This window comes from Flavobacteriales bacterium (assembly GCA_021296215.1).
Lineage (GTDB): Bacteria > Bacteroidota > Bacteroidia > Flavobacteriales > ECT2AJA-044 > ECT2AJA-044.
In genome coordinates, this window is the sequence record JAGWBA010000008.1 from 90,438 (window position 1) to 109,622 (window position 19,185).

Annotated in this window: 21 protein-coding genes and 1 pseudogene; 14 read left to right on the top strand and 8 right to left on the bottom strand. The window is 49.2% G+C overall.

Annotated features, from left to right (window positions below):
* Positions 1-9: 9 nt before the first annotated feature.
* A pseudogene (locus tag J4F31_02650) lies at positions 10-557 on the top strand (riboflavin synthase).
* Positions 558-606: 49 nt separating this feature from the next.
* Here J4F31_02650 and J4F31_02655 read toward each other — a convergent pair.
* Together J4F31_02655 and J4F31_02660 are read right to left on the bottom strand one after the other, a co-directional pair.
* Positions 607-2,670 carry a gliding motility-associated C-terminal domain-containing protein gene (locus J4F31_02655; GenBank protein ID MCE2495470.1) on the bottom strand — a complete coding sequence of 688 codons (2,064 nt, stop codon included), beginning with the start codon at positions 2,668-2,670 and terminating at the stop codon, positions 607-609.
* 8 nt (positions 2,671-2,678) lie between these two features.
* On the bottom strand, positions 2,679-3,116 hold the full coding sequence (locus J4F31_02660) for a hypothetical protein (protein ID MCE2495471.1): 438 nt from the start codon (positions 3,114-3,116) through the stop codon (positions 2,679-2,681).
* 169 nt (positions 3,117-3,285) lie between these two features.
* On the opposite strand from J4F31_02660, the gene lepA reads away from it, so the two are divergent.
* Genes lepA through purD form a run of 4 tightly spaced genes read left to right on the top strand, consistent with a single transcriptional unit; the run spans position 3,286 to position 8,622 of the window.
* Positions 3,286-5,082: a translation elongation factor 4 gene (gene lepA, locus J4F31_02665; protein MCE2495472.1), complete on the top strand. Its 1,797-nt coding sequence runs from the start codon at positions 3,286-3,288 to the stop codon at positions 5,080-5,082.
* Between the two features lie 54 nt (positions 5,083-5,136).
* Positions 5,137-6,678 carry an acyl-CoA carboxylase subunit beta gene (locus J4F31_02670; GenBank protein MCE2495473.1) on the top strand — a complete coding sequence of 514 codons (1,542 nt, stop codon included), beginning with the start codon at positions 5,137-5,139 and terminating at the stop codon, positions 6,676-6,678.
* 27 nt (positions 6,679-6,705) lie between these two features.
* Positions 6,706-7,329, top strand: a complete 624-nt coding sequence (locus tag J4F31_02675) for a redoxin domain-containing protein (GenBank protein MCE2495474.1) — start codon at positions 6,706-6,708, stop codon at positions 7,327-7,329.
* Positions 7,330-7,350: 21 nt separating this feature from the next.
* A complete protein-coding gene (gene purD / locus J4F31_02680) occupies positions 7,351-8,622 on the top strand; it encodes a phosphoribosylamine--glycine ligase (protein MCE2495475.1) in 1,272 nt (423 codons plus the stop codon).
* A 4-nt stretch (positions 8,623-8,626) separates the two neighbouring features.
* On the opposite strand, the gene J4F31_02685 is transcribed toward purD, so the two are convergent.
* Positions 8,627-8,791 (bottom strand): hypothetical protein, encoded by a 165-nt coding sequence (locus J4F31_02685; GenBank protein ID MCE2495476.1) that lies wholly within the window; start codon positions 8,789-8,791, stop codon positions 8,627-8,629.
* A 44-nt stretch (positions 8,792-8,835) separates the two neighbouring features.
* Here J4F31_02685 and J4F31_02690 point away from each other — a divergent pair, with 44 nt between their 5' ends.
* The 9 genes from J4F31_02690 to purQ all read left to right on the top strand — a co-directional run bounded on the left by J4F31_02690 (position 8,836) and on the right by purQ (position 15,635).
* Positions 8,836-9,816 (top strand): hypothetical protein, encoded by a 981-nt coding sequence (locus tag J4F31_02690; protein ID MCE2495477.1) that lies wholly within the window; start codon positions 8,836-8,838, stop codon positions 9,814-9,816.
* A gap of 21 nt (positions 9,817-9,837) precedes the next feature.
* Positions 9,838-10,170 carry a hypothetical protein gene (locus J4F31_02695; protein ID MCE2495478.1) on the top strand — a complete coding sequence of 111 codons (333 nt, stop codon included), beginning with the start codon at positions 9,838-9,840 and terminating at the stop codon, positions 10,168-10,170.
* Between the two features lie 76 nt (positions 10,171-10,246).
* Entirely contained in the window at positions 10,247-11,185 is a 939-nt protein-coding gene (locus tag J4F31_02700; protein MCE2495479.1) for a response regulator, read from the top strand.
* On the top strand, positions 11,128-11,445 hold the full coding sequence (locus J4F31_02705; GenBank protein ID MCE2495480.1) for a helix-turn-helix transcriptional regulator: 318 nt from the start codon (positions 11,128-11,130) through the stop codon (positions 11,443-11,445). The genes J4F31_02700 and J4F31_02705 overlap by 58 nt, the downstream gene beginning before the upstream one ends.
* A gap of 70 nt (positions 11,446-11,515) precedes the next feature.
* Positions 11,516-11,965 (top strand): hypothetical protein, encoded by a 450-nt coding sequence (locus tag J4F31_02710; protein ID MCE2495481.1) that lies wholly within the window; start codon positions 11,516-11,518, stop codon positions 11,963-11,965.
* A gap of 9 nt (positions 11,966-11,974) precedes the next feature.
* Positions 11,975-13,378, top strand: a complete 1,404-nt coding sequence (locus J4F31_02715) for a hypothetical protein (protein MCE2495482.1) — start codon at positions 11,975-11,977, stop codon at positions 13,376-13,378.
* 41 nt (positions 13,379-13,419) lie between these two features.
* Positions 13,420-14,013 carry an HD domain-containing protein gene (locus tag J4F31_02720; protein MCE2495483.1) on the top strand — a complete coding sequence of 198 codons (594 nt, stop codon included), beginning with the start codon at positions 13,420-13,422 and terminating at the stop codon, positions 14,011-14,013.
* A 33-nt stretch (positions 14,014-14,046) separates the two neighbouring features.
* Complete coding sequence (locus J4F31_02725) at positions 14,047-14,871, top strand: universal stress protein (protein ID MCE2495484.1); 825 nt, start codon at positions 14,047-14,049, stop codon at positions 14,869-14,871.
* Positions 14,872-14,939: 68 nt separating this feature from the next.
* Positions 14,940-15,635 carry a phosphoribosylformylglycinamidine synthase subunit PurQ gene (gene purQ, locus J4F31_02730; protein MCE2495485.1) on the top strand — a complete coding sequence of 232 codons (696 nt, stop codon included), beginning with the start codon at positions 14,940-14,942 and terminating at the stop codon, positions 15,633-15,635.
* A gap of 126 nt (positions 15,636-15,761) precedes the next feature.
* On the opposite strand, the gene J4F31_02735 is transcribed toward purQ, so the two are convergent.
* The 5 genes from J4F31_02735 to J4F31_02755 form a co-directional block, all read right to left on the bottom strand.
* On the bottom strand, positions 15,762-16,337 hold the full coding sequence (locus tag J4F31_02735) for a nicotinate-nucleotide adenylyltransferase (GenBank protein ID MCE2495486.1): 576 nt from the start codon (positions 16,335-16,337) through the stop codon (positions 15,762-15,764).
* Positions 16,334-16,903 carry a guanylate kinase gene (gene gmk, locus J4F31_02740; GenBank protein MCE2495487.1) on the bottom strand — a complete coding sequence of 190 codons (570 nt, stop codon included), beginning with the start codon at positions 16,901-16,903 and terminating at the stop codon, positions 16,334-16,336. The genes J4F31_02735 and gmk overlap by 4 nt, the downstream gene beginning before the upstream one ends.
* Entirely contained in the window at positions 16,903-17,754 is an 852-nt protein-coding gene (locus J4F31_02745; GenBank protein MCE2495488.1) for a YicC family protein, read from the bottom strand. The genes gmk and J4F31_02745 overlap by 1 nt, the downstream gene beginning before the upstream one ends.
* 63 nt (positions 17,755-17,817) lie before the next feature.
* Complete coding sequence (locus J4F31_02750; GenBank protein ID MCE2495489.1) at positions 17,818-18,735, bottom strand: EamA family transporter; 918 nt, start codon at positions 18,733-18,735, stop codon at positions 17,818-17,820.
* Between the two features lie 28 nt (positions 18,736-18,763).
* A complete protein-coding gene (locus J4F31_02755; GenBank protein MCE2495490.1) occupies positions 18,764-19,117 on the bottom strand; it encodes a hypothetical protein in 354 nt (117 codons plus the stop codon).
* Between the last annotated feature and the right edge of the window lie 68 nt (positions 19,118-19,185).

A 19,185-nucleotide genomic window follows, 5' to 3' on the forward strand; every position in this document is an offset into this window, starting at 1 on the left:
GATTGCACCATGTTTACTGGAATAATCGAAGAATTGGGCGAGGTTATCGGCCTACGGAGATGGCTCGAGAATTCCGAGTGGATCAGAGTGTGGCTCATAATGGGGTTTGCCTGACCGTTGTTGAAGTCAATGGCGACGAATACTCTGTTACAGCGATCGAAGAAACGCTTAAAAGGTCCAATTTGTCTGACTGGAGCGTTGGAACACATGTCAATCTTGAAAGGTGTATGTCGGCCAATGGGCGATTTGATGGACATATCGTTCAGGGTCACGTGGATACTACAGCGAAATGCACTACAGTTGAGGAACGTAATGGTTCTTGGAACTTCTTTTTTCAGTACGAACCTGCGAGTGGACATATAACCGTAGAAAAAGGCAGCATCACTATTAATGGTGTGTCGCTGACGGTCGTTCACAGTGAAGAGACTTCATTTTCGGTCTCGATCATTCCCTACACGTACGAGCATACAAACTTTAAGGATATCATTCCGGGTTCGCGAGTAAACCTAGAGTTTGATATCGTCGGAAAGTACGCGGCTCGACTCCTATCGAAATAAGAAATGCCGGCACTGAGGCCGGCATTTTAATTTATGATAGATCGGAATCTTAATCGTTTCTGATAAGCATCAAGTGACCTTTCACTTCAAGCTCTTCGCCTTCTTCACCTACTGCTTTCACAAAATAGTAATAGGTTCCTTCTGGATGACCTTCACCACTCCATCCGGAGCTTTGGTTTTCCCAGTCGTCCCATTCGTAAACCATATATCCCCAACGGTTGAAGATCTGACCTTGAAACTCAACCAAATTAGCAGTTGAATCATTTTTAGTAACCGCATTGTAGTACGGGAATAGACCTCCAGGAGTAAATACGTTTGGCATCTTCAAGCGAGCCTCACGTTGGTAAACGGTGAATTCGCAGTAGTTCGATTCGCTGATATAGACACCACCAGTGTCGGTATACTCCGTTTGGATTCGAACCGTATAGTCATCAGCATCGTAAGGTTTTTCAATGGTGGTTGAAGTCGAAGTGGTGGTATCAACTGTACTCCATGTTCCATTAGAACCTTGGATCTGGACATAATACTCTGGATTGGGCAAACCCCAATAGTCGCTCCAAGTAAGGTCGAGCAACAAGGTGTCCGAGTTATCGATGCAGTCCAGTAAGATACTCGCGATCGAATCGCTCTGTTGAGAAAGACCTCCGTCGTAGACGATTTTTACATAGTAATTATAGGAATTGGTGTTTACATCGGTCGACGTTAAACTCAAATCTTCCCAAGAAGTCGTATTGAAGGTATTGATGATTCCACCCGGAGCAGGAGCGTAAGGCCCCGTAGGGTTCAATGAGCGGAAGACCTGGTATTCAGTAAACAAGTTGGCCAAATAGCTTAGGATCGTATCCGTTGAAATACCCCACTCGACCTTCGTATGATCATCGTTTACGACCGTTACGTTCTTGAGGTCAATATCGACTTGGTAACAGTTGTAGATGTTAACGAGTAAGGTGTCAAATTCGGGTAGTGATCCACATTCAGACGTCAAAGAGTTTTGATCGTTACCCAATTTTGACCAGAAGGTATAAACTCCGTTCGAGCCCATTGGGAATAGGGTAGTAATGGCAATTTGAGTCGTTTGGCCATTCTGGCAGTTCACACCCTGTGCTCCAATCACCGGAAGCGGGTTTCCATTAGGAAGCGACATACGGAAATCCGATCCGTCGGCTGAAATAGAGTTACAATTGATCGGACGATCGATCGTAATCACGAAAGTGCTATCACCACAAGGGATCGTAATGTCAGGACCAAGAGCTGGGCGTGGATTTACGAATACATTCACGGTGTCGTATACGACTGTTCCATTCGAGTCAGCAACTTGAACCCAATAGGTTGTGTTTTGAGTTGGGGTTACCGTATCATGCGTCGTGGTTGCACCGGTGCTCCAAAACAGGTTAAAAGGTTCACAACCAATAACCACCTCATCGATTCCCCACGCGTCCCATCCTTGGTTACTCGTTTCCAATTGCGCCCAACGGAACGAGGTTGCCGTTGTCACGGCGGCATTCGGAATAGGACAGCGGTAGAGGTTCCAGTGATACAACGTGCTCATTTGTTGCTGAGCTAAAGTAGGATAAGGTTGCCAGTATCCTCCAGAACCCGGAACAGTAGTAATGAAAGGCGGTGCTGTGTTGAGGTTTCCGATTGGCTCTGAGTTAGGACCGGGAAAGTCGGTCCACGCGAGACCGTTGTTGGTTGAATACTGCAGGTGAACCCCCTCGTCAGGTTGATCGGGGTCCTCGCAAGGTCCGGTACCGGGCACGAGTCCGTACCTCATCCAAAATTCAATATAACATGCCCCTTCCGCGATAAGGTCATACGTATTCGTGACCAACGTACGAATTGAAGAAGGCGTTGTTCCTACCCACAGGTGAGGACCGTTTGGTCCGGGGCCACATGGATTCGTAAATACCGGATTGGCCTGAGTGGAGCTCCAGCCGATACCGATGGTACCGTTGTTGAAGTCATTCAAAAGGAAGGCAGAGACACACTCAAGAAATACCGTATCACCTTCACAAATGGTCGTATCCTGGGCAGGAGAAATGATAGTAATGTTCAGGCTGTATCCATATGACCAAGAAAATCCGAAAGCAAATGCTAATAGAATCTTTTTCAAAGCAGTCATTATTTAAAGGTCACAGTCAAGTTCGCTAATTCGAGGTCGGTCAATTCACGCATGTCGGTTTTACGAGTAAAGCGCTTATATTCCGACAAGTGTTCGTCACCGCATGTTCCTTCGATCGACAACCCTGCGGTAAGCTCAAAACGAGCAGTGCGCTCGTCATCCGAATGTGAGTCGAAAGCCGGTTTGTTATCATGGTATGGGTGAGGAATCCAAGAAACTTCGACGTCTTGATCATTGGTGTTGGTCACTTTGATCAAAACATATTCGAGGAATACTCCATTTGCTGGGTCGTCACATGTTTGTTTCTTCATGAACACCTCAACCCCGTCTTGAGCTGTGTAAAGAGTCCATTCGTCGCTATTGATTCCATCCGGAGCTACTGCTGCCGATAGAGCCAGCCAGAGAGCACCCGCTAAGGAAAGAATACATTTTTTCATACTTAGATCGATGTTTAGGTTCGAAGCTATTGCGCCAAGAACAGCAAATATAATAAACACTGCTGCGGTGCTACAATATACGAAAGTTGGGCCAAGTTGGTTGGTATTCTACGTAATACAGTTTAGAATCGTATACTGAGCCAACGAAAAAGCGTAATTTCGCGCACTTATGAAAAACATCCGGAATTTCTGCATCATTGCCCACATCGACCACGGTAAGAGTACTTTGGCCGATCGCTTGCTAGACGCCACTCAGTCTGTGACGGACCGCGAGAAGAAAGACCAAATCCTCGACAATATGGATTTGGAGCGGGAGCGCGGGATCACTATCAAGAGTCATGCGATTCAAATGGTCTATCGACACAACGATCAGGACTATACCCTGAACTTGATCGATACGCCGGGACACGTTGACTTCAGTTACGAGGTGTCTCGATCGATTGCCGCATGTGAAGGTGCGCTATTGGTCGTCGATGCCGCCCAAGGGATTCAAGCACAAACGATTTCGAACCTTTACTTGGCCCTTGAGCACGACCTTGAGATCATTCCGGTATTGAATAAGATCGATCTTCCGAGTGCGAACCCAGAAGAGATATCAGATCAGATCATCGACTTGATTGGTTGTGACCAAAGCGAGATCATCCCCGCATCTGCAAAAGAAGGCATTGGCATAGAAGCTATTTTGGAGGCCATCATCGATCGAATTCCCGCACCAACGGGCGATCCAAATGCCCCCCTTCAGGCGTTGATCTTCGATTCTGTTTACAATCCATTCCGAGGTGTAGAGTCGTATTTCCGAATTATGAACGGGAGTCTCAAGAAAGGGGAGATCGTCAAATTCGTCAATACAGGAAAGAAATACGATGCCGATGAGATCGGTGTTTTAAAGCTAAAACAGGAGCCCCGTAAAGAAATTTTTACCGGTGATGTTGGGTACATCATTTCGGGCATAAAAGATGCTCGAGAGGTGAAGGTTGGAGATACCATTACCTCTGTAGAGCACCCTTGCGATAAAGCGATTTCAGGTTTTGAAAATGTAAAGCCCATGGTATTTGCCGGTGTTTATCCGGTCGATACCGAGGAGTATGAAGAATTGCGCGGGGCTATGGAGAAACTTCAATTGAATGATGCCAGCTTGACCTTTGAGCCGGAAAGTTCTGCCGCCTTGGGGTTTGGTTTCCGTTGCGGTTTTCTCGGCATGCTTCACATGGAGATTATCCAGGAGCGGCTTGAGCGTGAGTTCAAAATGACCGTGATCACCACGGTTCCTAACGTTTCATACAAAGCATACACCACATCAAGTGGCGAAAATTTTGAATGGGTGAATAACCCATCTGATTTGCCTAATCCAAGTTTGCTTCAGAGCGTCGAGGAACCGTACATCACTGCTCAGATCATCACCAAATCCGAGTTCGTAGGGTCCATCATGACCTTGGCGATCGAAAAGCGGGGTATTTTGAAGAATCAGGTTTACCTTACTTCGGATCGGGTAGAATTGAGTTTTGACCTTCCTTTGGCGGAGATCGTGTTCGATTTCTACGACCGATTAAAGACCGTATCTAAAGGTTATGCCAGTTTCGATTATCAGCCGATCGATTATCGAGAGTCGAACCTCGTTAAGGTCGATGTACTTCTGAACGGTGATCCGGTCGATGCCTTGTCGGCGCTTATTCACCGTGATAATGCATACGACATCGGTAAAAAGATGTGTTCAAAGCTACGTGAGCTGATCCCGCGGCAACAGTTCGACATCGCCATACAGGCTGCGATCGGAGCTAAGATCATTGCACGTGAGACAGTGAAAGCCCTTCGGAAGGACGTAACGGCTAAGTGTTACGGTGGTGATATTTCGCGAAAACGAAAGCTTCTGGAAAAGCAGAAAGCCGGTAAAAAGAGAATGCGACAGGTGGGGAATGTTGAAATCCCTCAACAAGCCTTTTTAGCGGTGTTGAAATTGGACAGTTAAGTCCTATTTCTTTGCTACTTTAGTGCACCTGAATTAACATGTGAAACAGGGGCCATGTCGAAGAAATTTAAAGAGCTGGACAACAAGATCGCAGAGGCCCAAAAGGGGGGCGGCGAAAAGAGAATAAAAGCGCAACATGATAAGGGCAAACTCACTGCCCGCGAGAGAATCCACTTCCTGATAGACGAAGGAACATTCGAAGAGATCGGAATGCTGGTCACTCACCGATCGACTAATTTTGGGCTGGACAAACAAAAGATCTTAGGGGACGGAGTAGTCACTGGATACGGTCGTGTCAACGGTCGGTTGGTGTATGTTTTTGCTCAAGATTTTACCGTATTAGGAGGCTCGTTGGCCGAAGCTCATGCTCAGAAGATCTGTCGGATCATGGATTTGGCGATGCAGAATGGCGCACCGGTGATCGGATTGAACGATTCGGGTGGTGCTCGTATTCAAGAAGGCGTTGTTTCGCTCGGTGGATATGCCGATATCTTCTACAGAAATACAAGGGCAAGCGGGGTAATTCCTCAGCTTTCGGCCATTATGGGACCTTGCGCCGGGGGTGCTGTATATAGCCCCGCATTAACGGACTTCATTCACATGGTAGAAGGAACTAGCTATATGTTCGTTACTGGTCCGAACGTGGTCAAGACGGTTACTCTTGAAGAAGTAACGGCCGAAGAGCTCGGAGGAGCCTCGGCGCATTCTACGAAAAGTGGGGTTGCTCATTTTACCGCTGCAAATGAGATCGCCGTTATTAAGCAATTAAAAGACTTGCTGAGCTATATCCCTCAAAACTGTGAGGAGGAACCGCCCGTGATTCCTTACGAAAGCTCAGATGAAAAGCGCCCTGATCTCAATCAGATAATTCCCGAAAACCCAAATCAGCCATACGGTATCAAAGAGGTTATCTCAGGAGTTTGCGATGCGGACTCGTTCATGGAAGTCCACAAGGACTACGCTGAGAACATCGTGGTTGGATTCGCTCGCTTGGCGGGTAAGAGCATTGGCATCGTGGCCAATCAACCGGCCTTTCTCGCCGGAGTACTGAACATCGAGGCCTCACAGAAGGCTGGTCGTTTTGTTCGTTTCTGCGATAGCTTTAATATTCCGCTATTGGTCTTTGAAGACGTACCTGGATTTTTGCCGGGTACCGATCAAGAATGGAACGGGATCATTAGCCATGGGGCAAAACTATTGTACGCCTTCAGCGAAGCCACCGTTCCACGTGTTACGGTGATCACTCGCAAGGCATATGGCGGTGCCTATGATGTAATGAATTCGAAGCATATCGGTGCCGATATGAACTTTGCCTGGCCAACGGCCGAGATTGCCGTAATGGGCGCCAAAGGTGCTGCGGAGATCATTTTCCGAAAAGAAATTGCCTCAGCGGACGACCCAGCAGCCAAGCACGCGGAGAAAGAAGCGGAATATGCGGAGCTCTTCGCCCATCCTTATAACGCTGCTGCACGTGAATATGTAGACGAAGTCATTAAACCGGAAGTCACCCGCGAAAAACTTATTCGCGCATTTGAGATGCTCAAGAACAAAGTAGATCAGTTGCCGAAGAAGAAACACGGGAACATTCCTTTATAATTTGAACTGAAACAAAAACTATCTGAAATGAAAAAAGCAATCTCCTTTGTGTTCGCCGTGATCGCGAGCGCTTCATTGATGTCCTTTGGGTCGGCTGATTCAGGAAACCAACTGTCGATCGGCGATAATATGCCTATGGCGCACATTAAAATGGCTGGAGTTGACGGCAATGAAGTCAATCTTCGCGAGGCCATGAAGCCAAACGGTTTGTTGGTGATCTTTACGTGTAACACCTGTCCCTTTGTTTTGGAATGGGAAGAAACGTACAACGACCTCTACGAGGTAGCTTCTGGAAACAACATGGGTATGATTCTCGTGAACTCCAATGAAGCTAAAAGAACCGGCGATGACAGCATGGAAGAAATGATCGCCCATGCCAAAGCGCAGAACTATGCCGCTCCTTACGTGATTGATGAGAATCATGTCGTGGCAGATGCATTTGGTGCCAACACGACTCCTCACGTGTACCTATTTGACAAAAACCTCAGCTTGATCTATACCGGTTGTATCGACGATCGTTATGAGAACAGCGAAAAGGCGGTTACTAAAACGTATTTAGTTGACGCAATGAACGCGTATTCAGATAAGGCCGCGATAGATCCGGCTGTGACGAAAAACAAAGGATGCAGTATTAAGCGCGTCAAAAAGTAATAACGAGAAAATAGGTTCTTCATGAACATCCTGGTCCTTGGGTCGGGTGGGCGCGAGCATGCTTTAAGCTGGAAGATCGCCCAAAGCCCGGAAGTTGACAACATATATATAGGTCCCGGGAATGGGGGTACGGGTTTAGTTGGAACTAATGTTCCGCTCAACCCCAACGATTTTAGCTCCATTGCCGAGTTCATTCGGGATAATGAAATAGACGGTGTTGTCGTTGGGCCAGAAGATCCATTGGTCAACGGTGTTCGAGATGCGTTGGAAGCGGAGTTCTCACATGACCAACTTTGGATCATAGGTCCCGGGAATGGTGGTGCTCAATTAGAAGGATCCAAGGAGTTTGCCAAGAATTTCATGGAGCGGCACAACATCCCGACTGCACGGAATAAAAGTGTGGACAGCTCGAATCTGGCCGAAGGCCATCGTCTTTTGGAATCGTTTTCGCCGCCCTATGTATTGAAGGCGGACGGCCTCGCGGCCGGAAAAGGTGTTTTGATCCTCGATGACCTCGACGAGGCGAAGTCGGAGTTGAGTGCTATGCTCGACGGGAAATTTGGCGATGCGAGTGCGAAGGTCGTTGTGGAGGAGTACTTGGCCGGTATAGAGCTGTCGGTATTCGTTTTAACGGATGGCGAAACCTACCGCTTGTTGCCATCGGCAAAGGATTACAAACGGATCGGGGAAGGTGATACGGGCTTGAATACGGGCGGAATGGGCGCGATAAGCCCCGTGCCTCATGCCGATGATGCATTTTTGTCCAAGGTAGAAGAGCGTATCGTGAAACCAACGGTCGATGGCCTCAAGAAGGATGGGATTCCCTACTGTGGATTCATCTTTTTGGGACTCATGAAGGTGGGAGACGATCCTTATGTGATCGAGTACAACGTTCGAATGGGTGACCCGGAAACCGAGGTGGTGTTACCCCGACTAAAAGGTGATTTTGCAGAGATCATGAAGGCTACCGGAACTGGTACATTGGATAAAGTGTCGGTGGAAACCGTGGACGAAACGGCCGTTACCGTGATGTTGGTCAGCGGAGGTTATCCTGAGTCTTACGAAAAGGGAAAACAGATCACCGGAGTTGGTGACGTCGAGGAAAGCATCGTTTTCCACGCCGGTACGAAACTCGAGGATGGAGTGCTCAAGACTTCTGGCGGTAGAGTTATTGCGGTAACCTCAATGGCCGATGATCGCCAAGAAGCGTTGCGGAAAAGCTATGCGAGTGCGTCTCGCATTGAGTTCGACAAAATGAACTATCGGAAGGATATAGGATTCGATCTGGATTGATCGATCACTGCTCGCCTGCTCGCTTGAACTTGACCAATTGGCCCATCCAGTATAGGAAAGCTGCGGCACCGACTAAAAGGAATACCAAGTTGGCTGTGTTTCCCAATGCAGGGAAAATTTGAAAGGTCATTTGTAGAAAATCTCCGAGTCCGGTCCAGAATTCCGTCATGGCAATTACTTTTGAGTCGGGCCAAAATTAAGTAAAAAAGCACAATGTTGATCAACGTTTTCAAAAATCAGAAGCCGGCCTCATCGGTCCTGACGCTTCTGATCTTTGCGCTTTTTTGGCTTTCGGACTGGTTCCTTCATCCGGTTGAAATTCAGCTGAGTGGTGGCATGCCGCTGTACATGTTGCTGGTTGAATTAATTGGTGACTCCCTGTGGGTTCATCAGATCGTTACCGGCATTATGATCTGGTTGGCGGCCATAAGCCTGAATGGTGCCGTTAACCGACAGGATATGTTCAAAAGCAAGAACAACCTCACCCTCTTCTTTGTCATTTTCCTCATTTGTTGCATTCCGGAAGTGGTAAACCCTTCTCCGGCACTGTGGTCTTTGCCCTTTTTCGCGCTTTCGATAAGGGAGTTGTACAAACTTTACTTTGACGAAGGCAGTTTGATGATCGCCCTCAACGCCAGTTTATTCTTATCGCTCAGTTGGCTTATGTACTTTCCGATCATCGTGTTCTTTCCAATACTTTGGATTGCCATTCTCATTAACGGATACACCGATTGGCGACATATCACGGCCGTAGTGCTCGGTTTTTTGACTCCACCTTTTATCGCCTTTTCGGTATGGGTTTGGATTCCCGGACTTGTCGATTTGACCTCTCTGAATTATTGGACGGCCCTGCGAACGGGGCAAATTGATTTGACCATCAGGCCCGCAAACTTACCGGTCATGATTGCAGTACTCATAACCGCGGTTACGGGAACGGTGGAACTTACCCTAAACCTAGGTAAAAAGAGGGTGAGTAATCGGAAGAATTTCCTGCTGATGATCTGGGTCATCATTGCGGCATTACTCGGATTCTTCGTGAGTCCGGCAAATCAGTTTACGCATTTATCGGTTTTAGCACTGCCCATGTCGCTGGTCATGGCCAACCTATTTTATTACCTCAAGAAACCACTTTGGACAAATTTGGTCATGGTTGCTTTGTTGGCAACCGCTTTGATTTCCGTGCTGGTGACCTAAGGTTTTTGATATATTCGTTTTATGGGGCAGCAGCCGAAAAAAGAGGACCTCGAAAAGGTCAAAGACAAGTTCTTCTCGAATGTCACTCACGAATTCAGAACTCCGCTGACCTTGATCTTGGGTCCGGTGGAGCAGATGTTGCGGAACGATCTGGACCCCCAAATGCGCCAACGACTGCTGTTGGTGCAGCGCAATGCGCTTCAATTGCAGCGGCTTATCGACGAACTCCTCGATATCAGTAAGATCGAAAACGAAGACGTGAAGGTCGAAGTTACCTATTCGGATTTTGGCCGTTTTTTTCACGATCTCTTTGAATCGTTCCGTCCGATCGCCGAAGAAAAACCACTCGATTAACAATGGGAGGGTCCGACCGAGCAGATGGATGTTTTCTTCGATCACCGTAAATGGCAAAAAGTGATCTATAACATTGGTGTCGAATGCCATTAAATTCACCGATGGCGGAGGCGGGGTGTTCGTGAGATTCGCCGAGATCGGCGATCATGTCGAACTGCAAGTAAGCGATACTGGTATCGGTATCGTCGAAAGCAAATTACCTTTCGTCTTCGACCGGTTCTACCAAGAAGAAACCCACGTACGCTTGTATCAGGGGACGGGAATAGGTCTCTCACCGGTCAAAGAACTCGTGGAGCTCATGGGCGGTACCATCACCGACGACAGCGTGAAATTCCAGGGGACCACCTTTACTGTAAGGTTTCCCGCCTTTCGGCGCGAAGCGGATCTTCCGGAGCAGTGGTTGGTCATCCCGCCGCAGGCGGCAGAAAGAATTGAGGACCACAAAGCCGAAAGTAAACGGAGAAGTGACGTACACCCCATTGTGGATGCACAGACCAAATCCGAAGATGCACCGCTGATTCTGGTCGTTGAAGACCACAACGAGGTGCGACATTTCGTGAAGGGGCTGCTCGACAAGGACTTTGAGGTCATTACCGCGCGAAACGGCCAGGAGGGATTGCAAATCGCAATAGAACAGGTTCCGGACGTGATCGTAAGCGATGTTAATATGCCCGAGATGGACGGCTTTGAAATGGCTCGACTCTTACGAGAAGAGGATGTAGTAAACCATATTCCGGTGATCTTTTTAACAGCGCGCGATGAGGATGTGGACCGCATGCAAGGATGGGAGGAAGGTGCACAGGCATACCTGACCAAGCCTTTTAACGAAGATGAACTGTTACAGGTGTGTCATAACATGCTGGAGCAGCGCGATCGTATGTACGCATACTTCAAGCGGGTGGTCGAGATCCAGAAAAAGAAGGACGAGAAAAAGTCACTGACTAAGTCCGAGAGTTTTTGCTTCGGATCCAACAGGTGGTCGACAAACATATCGACCGCAGCGATTTCGGCGTAGAAGAACTGAGTCAAGAACTGTACATGAGCCGCACGCAGGTGCACCGAAAGATCAAGGCGCTTACGGGCTTAAGTACCAGCATTTACGTTCGCAACTACAAACTGTCGAAATCCATGACGATGCTGCGCGATTCCGATAAGTCGGTTAGTGAAGTCGCCTATGAGCTTGGGTTTAGCAGTCCGGCTTATTTCAGTAAGTGCTTTAGCGATTGGAGTGGAAAGTCGCCGAGTACCGTGCAAAAAGAACTGGCCGATGAATAGGCTGTTCACGATATTCACTTTATTTCTCTGCCTCAGTGCTTGGTCGCAACCTATTCTGTAAAGCACCGAATTGGACGACTCGGGCCGCGAATACATTATCGATGAATACCTCACCGTTTGGAAGGATACGTCCGGAATAAGAAACGCGCAGTCGGTATGGCTTCGGGAGCGAACCGGCTTTGTTCCCCTAACCAAATTCAATTTCGAATTGCCCTTGGATGGCGTTTACCGGATGTTCCTGAAATACGAGCCAGCGGACAATTTAGAACCCTACGTAACTTTTAACGGCACGTCCGCACACATGTACTATCGGAACGAATCGGGCCGCATCGTTGAATACACCGGTCCGAGTACGGTTCGGCTTCAGCGAAGGAGATCGTCGGGGAGTCATTCCACCGATGTACAGGTATTTCAGTTGAAGGATTTGCCGGCGAAAGCGCAGTTCCTCCTCTTCTCGGTCACCTTTGATAAAACCGTGGCCGAACACGAAGAAATAGGGGGGGGGCGATACAGTGCTTGATCCTATGAAATGATCGATCTGATCGCAGGGCAACAGAACGCCTTTTATACCTTCTTCGGAATTCTGGTCACCTTTTTACTGTACAATCTGTTTTTCCTAGTGCTCACGCGATCAAGTTCCAACATGTACTTCCTCATATACGTCTTAGCGGCCAAGGTACTACTTTATCAGCTGTTTAAGACCGATGTGCTCTTTGTTTCGGTAGGTGAAGGGCGCAGTCTCGGTGGCATATCGAACCGGCTGATCACCGTGGTCCTACTCCTGAGCTTCGGGGCGTTCACGACCACCTACATGAACCTCAAAGAGCGCATGCCCAAGATCCGGCAGATCATTCTCGGGCTCATGGCGATGTTCGTCCTGAACTTTTTCCTGTGGCTATTCAACCACGGCTTCGAAGAATCCATCCGCAACTTCAATGCGATCATGGCTTTGGTCATGTTCCTTTGCGCGGTCGTTGCCGCCGTTCGCATCTACCTGAGCGGGGTAAAGCACCTGCGATTCGTCATGCTGAGCTTTTCCGTTCTCTTCGTGTTCCTGTTCCTTTTCGGACTCGATTACTTCGATGTGGTGAACTCCAATTTCAATTTCTTCTTTACGGGCATCACCTCACAGATTTTTTTATTCGGCTTGAGTTTCGCCGATCGGTTCAATTTAGAGCGGGCCAAGTGCCTCGAAGTGCTCAGCAAGCAAAAGGTCGTATTAGAGCAGCGCGTAGCCGAGCGCACTCGCGAGATCGTGGAAGAACAGCAAAAGGCGGAGGCTTTGTTGCTCAATATCTTGCCGGCGCAAACGGCCGAAGAACTCAAAGCCGAAGGGCGTGCACGCGCTCATTCGCACCAGAATTGCACGGTCTTGTTCGGAGATTTCGTCGGATTCACCACGATCGCCGAGCAGATGGAACCACAGGAACTGGTCGATTTGATCCATGAATGCTTCAGGGGCTTCGACGAGATCATCGATCGCTATCCCATCGAAAAGATCAAGACCATTGGCGACGCGTACATGTGCGTTTCGGGCTTGCACGAAAACGGCGACCACGCCGAGGTGTTGGTGATGGCGGCACTCGAAATGCGCGATTTTATGGTGCGCCTACGGCGCGATAGGGAAGCTCGCGATGAGTTCTACTTCGACGTGCGGCTTGGTTTGTCTAGCGGGCCTGTCATAGCAGGGGTCGTGGGCACTAAGAAGTTTCAGTACGACATCTGGGGCGATACGGTAAATACCGCAGCTCGAATGGAGCAAAACTCTGAAAAAGACCGCGTAAACATCTCACAAAGTACCTACGAGCTTGTAAATGACGTATCGTCCTTGTATTTTGAACCCCGAGGATCGCTGAAGGTCAAGAACAAGGGCGAAATGTTCATGTACTATGTTGATCGAACGCCATCACAAGAAAATGAAACATTGGTGTAAATGAAGCCCGTTCAGACCTGCGATCTTTAGTGCTTGTATCTATGGCCGATTTTGAAGGAGCAAAAAAGCATATCCTCCGGCATCTCGAGGAAAACTTGCCAGAGCATTTGAGCTATCACAGCGTTGACCATACGTTGGACGTGTATGCTGTGGCTATGGATCTATCGGAGCACTATGGGCTCGATCCTGCCGATAGGCAGATACTCGCAACCGCCGCTTTGCTTCACGATGTGGGGTTCGTACTGACCTATGAAGGACACGAGAAAAAGAGTGTGGCTTACGCGCGCGAGGTGCTTCCCAAATTCAACTACAGCTCCGAGCAGATCGATCGAATCGCAGATCTGATCTTGTCGACTCAGGTGCCGCAAAGCCCGAAGTCCCAATTGGCGCGAATACTTTGTGATGCCGATCCGGATTACTTGGGCCGAAAAGATTTCTTTGTCACGGGGTCGCGACTCTTTCACGAGTTCAAGACCTTGGGGTTCGTAGGCAATGAGCAGGACTGGAACAAACTACAACAGCGTTTCCTCGAATCACACGATTACCATACCGATTATTCCAAAGAACGTCGGGAGCCTGTAAAGCAAATGCATTTAGAACAGGTTCGCGAGATTGTTGCAGCCTATGACGACTAATTCTATCTTTGGGTCAAGATCAATCAGAACAACATGAGCAAAACTACTCTGGTCGTACAGCACGCTTTCTCCTCCGTCGCAGATACGGCCCTGAACCACGCACTTTATATCGCCAAGCCGATGAACGGTAAGGTTGTATTGCTTCACATTCTAAAGAGCGACGCCGAGCGCGAAAGTGCCGAAGCGAAATTGAACGAAATTGCCGATCGCTCGCAAAGAGAAAGCGGTGTCGACGTTGAATTCTTGACCCATGTGGGTAGTATTTTCGACGATATCGGAAACATCTCACGCGACCTCGAGTCGAGCCTCATCATTATGGGAACGTACGGAATGAAAGGCTGGCAGTTCCTTACGGGAAGCAATGCCCTTCGCGTAATCAAAGACAGCAGCACTCCATTCATCGTAGTGCAAGTGCGTAAGATCGATAAAGGCGGATACGATGTGATCGTGCTTCCGATCGACCTCTCGAAAGAAGAAAAACAAAAGCTTCGTGGGGCGGTTGAGATCGCCAAGTTCTTCAACAGTATGGTGCACATCGTGTCTCCGATCCACAACGATGAGTTCGTGCGCAATCAGCAACAACGCAATATGACCTACGCCGAAGAACACCTTCACGAGAAAGGTGTAAAGTTCGAAAGCCATATTCTTGAGGATGCCGGAAGCTTCGACGAAGAAGTGGTCGATTTTGCTGTGAAGGTCAATGCCGGCTTGATCTCGATCATCAACCACGAAGACGCCGTAGGAGCACTTTTCGGAAGTTCGTTCGAACAGCAACTCATTACCAATAAATCGCAGATTCCGGCTATGGTGATCAACCCCAAGGCCATTACTACCTTGGGCGGCGTTATCGGTACCTGAGCGCAACAAAAAACCGTACCTTTGCTGTGAATTCGTTCACGGCTTTTTTGTTTTAAAACCTATTGTCCATGAAATTCGGCGTCGTCATTTTTCCCGGTTCAAATTGCGATCAAGATATGATCTATGTACTTCGCAGCTTCGGCCACGAAGTAGTTGAGCTTTGGCACAAGGATCACGACCTCCAAGGGTTCGATTTTATTATGCTTCCGGGTGGATTCAGCTACGGAGATTATTTGCGCTCCGGCGCTATTGCCCGCTTCTCGCCCATCATGAACGAAGTGATCGAATTCGCTAATAACGGCGGATACGTCATGGGCGTTTGTAACGGATTCCAGGTGTTGTGCGAGGCCGGTCTTTTACCGGGCACTTTGATGCACAATCCGAATCACAAATTCATCTGTAAGAACGTCTACATTAAACCTCAAAGCGGAACGGCTTTGCCATCGGCCGAGCTCAAGAGCTCCGAGGTTTTGGAGATTCCCATTGCCCACGGCGAAGGAAACTACTACACCGATGCAGCGACATTGAAGGAGGTCAACGATAATGATCAAGTCATGTTCCGCTATTGCGATGCCTCGGGCAATATCTCGGCGGAGAGCAACCCTAACGGCTCTGCCGAGAATATCGCGGGTGTTTGCAACGCCAACAAGAACGTATTCGGTATGATGCCGCACCCTGAGCGCGCCGCCGACGAAAACCTCGGCAATACCGACGGCCGCAAAATCTTCGAATCGATCCTCAGCGGTATCCTGGAAGAAGCCTAACGGAGTTCATAGGTCTTAGTGTTGAGGGTTTAGTTGGATCAGAACCTCAGCAGTCAAATGCTTTGCGTGCATAGTCTAAAGGCTCGCTCTGCGCTTTGGACTCAACTAAGAACTCAAAACTAAGAACTACTCGTAGTAGTGCATCTCCCGAATTTCCTGCCAGGCGGAGGAGGGCACCATAGCCGAAACATCCTTGCCTTCCGAAATGGCCTGGCGAATAAAACTGCTCGATAGATCCATTTGCGGAGCATCGACTACCATAACGGATTCGTGATCGGTGTAGGGGCCGGAACCGCCATCGGACCGCGGATATACGTAAACGGAGTAGTTGGTGACCAAGTATTCGGCATTCTTCCACTTATGCAAATTGCTCAGGTTATCGCTTCCCATGATGAGGCAGAACCGAAGCTCGGGATGTTGTTCTTTTAAGTGCGCGAGCGTGTCGGTGGTGTAGCTGGGTTGAGGTAAGCTGAACTCCACATCCGAGGCGCGAAGGCCGGGAATGGACTCGACCGACCTTTGAACGAGGTTGTACCGAGCGCGATCGTCCAGCAAATTAGCTTTCTTCTTGAACGGATTATGCGGTGTTACGATCAGCCATACTTCATCGAGGTCCGAAAACTCGCGCATGTACTGCGCAATGACCACGTGTCCCATGTGGATGGGATTGAAGCTGCCGAAATAGAGTCCGACCTTTTTCATGCCTCGAGGAAGTTCAGCAGAATGGATTCGACCTCTGCAACGGCTCTATCCAAATCGTCGTTCACGATCACGTGATCGAATTTAGTCCGGTATTCGAATTCCCAATCGGCCTTACTGAGACGTTTCTGGATCTGCTCTTCGGACTCGGTGCCTCGACCGCGCAGTCGCGCTTCCAAATCGGCCCGTGAGGGTGCCATAATAAAGAAACTACAGGCCTTGTTGCCGAACATTTTCTTTAGATTGGCCCCACCGACCACGTCGATGTCGAACAGCACGGCCTTGCCCTCGTTGTGCAGGCGGGCGACCTCGCTTTTGAGGGTGCCGTAGTAGGTGCCTTTGTATACCTCTTCGAACTCGAGGAAGGCCTCGGCATCAATGCGTTTTCTGAATTCTTCGGTCGTGAGGAAGTGGTAATCGACCCCGTTTTTCTCGGCTCCTCGAGGCGCTCGGTTGGTGGCCGAAATACTGAACCCGAGTCGACCCGGAAGCCGCTCCATCAATTTACGTACGATGGTCGTTTTTCCGGAGCCCGATGGAGCGCTGAATATGACCGCTTGGGCTTCCATCAAAGGACGTTGAGTACTTGTTCTTTGATCTTTTCGAGCACGTCTTTCATTTGAACGACGTGTTTTTGGATGCCGGCGTGATTGGCCTTTGAACCGATGGTATTGATCTCCCGGCCCATTTCCTGACCGATGAATCCGAGCTTTTTACCTTGGCTCTGACCTTCCTCGAGCACGCTGATAAAGTAGCTGCAGTGCTTGCGCAGACGTACCTTTTCTTCGTTGATATCGAATTTTTCGAGGTAGTAAATGAGCTCTTGCTCAAAGCGATTTTCGTCGACCTTTTCTTTCAGTTCCTCGAGGTTCTTTTGCAAGCGTTCGCGCACTTGGGCCTGACGCTCCCCTTCGAGCGGTTCAATGGCCTCGAGCTGGTTCAAGATAAACGCTACGTTGTCGCGCAGGTCCTTTTCCATGGCGCGCCCTTCTTCAGCTCTGTGCTCATTCAAACGCTCCACAGCCTCGCTCACGACCTCGCTCAAAGCTTTCCACTCGTCGTCGCCCAGTTCTTCGCGCTCACTTTGCAGCACTTCGGGGAAGCGCAGTACGGCGGCAAGTAGGTCGCTCGATTCGCCCAGTTCTTCTGAAAGCGATTTCAGTTGAGCGTGGTACGATTTGATCAGTTCCGTATTCAGCCGGTTGCCCGATTCGGCACCGTCGCTCTCGACGTACACCGAAAGATCCGCTTTTCCGCGATTCAGCGCCTCCGCAACGACATTCCGAATCTCGAGATCCTTCTCGCGATATACCTGTGGCAGTCGCGTATTCACATCGAGGCCCTTGCTGTTCAGCGATCGAATTTCGACCGTGAGTTTCTTACTTTTAAATTGCGCCGTGGCCTTTCCAAAGCCCGTCATCGATACCACCATGGGTCCAGTTTTGAGGTCGGTAAAGGTACAAAATAGCGCCGTTCGCCAAGGTCAGTGTTTCTGCGCCTCTCGGCGCGATGCGTTCCTCGGTTTCTTCGAGACGAGATATACCCCGGCGAAGATGAGTGCCGCGCAAATGAGCATGAGAGGAGTAAGTCGATCACTCCCAACGGCCAAGGCAAAGAACGCGGCCAGTACCGGCTGAAGATAAATGTAGATGGACACCACGGAAGGGTTCACGGTTTTGAGCGCATAGGTATTGAGGAGGTAGGCCAAAAAGGTGGTGCCGAGCACTACGAAAGCCACGGCCATATAGATCTCCGCCGGCATGGATGACCAGTTGACCGCGGAGGCCTGCTTCCACCCGAAGGGTGCAACAAAAAGTAACCCGAAAGTAAAGACCCATTTGATGACGGTGATGGGTCTGTAGTGGTTCATTAGCGGCTTTACGAGCACGAGGTAAACCGCGTAGCTGGCGGCATTTAGAAAGACCAAGAGGTTCCCGAAATGCTTGTCGTTATCGAGAAGGTCCACCGCTGCGCCGTCGCCGGTGATCAAAAGTATGGCTCCGACCGCGCCGAGGGCGATGCCGAGAATCTTGACCCAGGTGATGCGTTCGTTGATGAGGAGGGCCGACATGATGAGTACCAACACAGGATTGCTGGTCATGATTATGGCCGCATTGATGGGTGTGGTGAGGTTGAGCCCTTGGAAGAACAGCATTTGGTTTCCGGCCACTCCAAAGAGCCCGCAGAGGATCAGCCGCGGGAAATGTCGCTTTTCGATTCGATCCGTTTCGAACAGTCGGCCTACCAACCAAAACAAAGTCACCGCCCCGGTGACGCGGAGTAGAATGAACCCGAGCGGCTCAATGAAATCGGGCATCACGTCCTTGGCTACGGTGTAGTTGATTCCGTAAATGAGGTTGACGACGAACAGGGCGATATGTGCTCGGTACTGTTTGGGCAAAGTGGGGGTGGCGCACTTATCCGCTAAGTTATGGATTCAGGGCATGATGTACTTCGAGGGCCGTTTTTTTGCTGTTTCCGATGAAGATTTGGTCATTCACGATAACCACGGGCCGTTTGAGGAAGGTGTATTCTTTGAGAATGTAGTTGCGGAATTCTTTTTCCGAGAGTTCTCTCTCGTGAAGGCCCAAGCCTCTGAACTTCATGGCGCGTCGGCTAAAGAGAGCTTCGTAACTCCCGGCCAACTCTGCCATTTGGTCGATCTGCTCTTCGGTGATCGGGTCCGATTTAATGTCTTGCAATTGAACGTCATTTCCCGGGTTCCAATCGTTCATTAATCGTATGCAGGTGCTGCAAGTACCAAGGATGTAGTTCTTTTGCATGGGGGAGTGTGTTTGCGACTTTAAGGTAGGTCATTTTCATACCTTTGACTCGATTCATTGAATGAGAA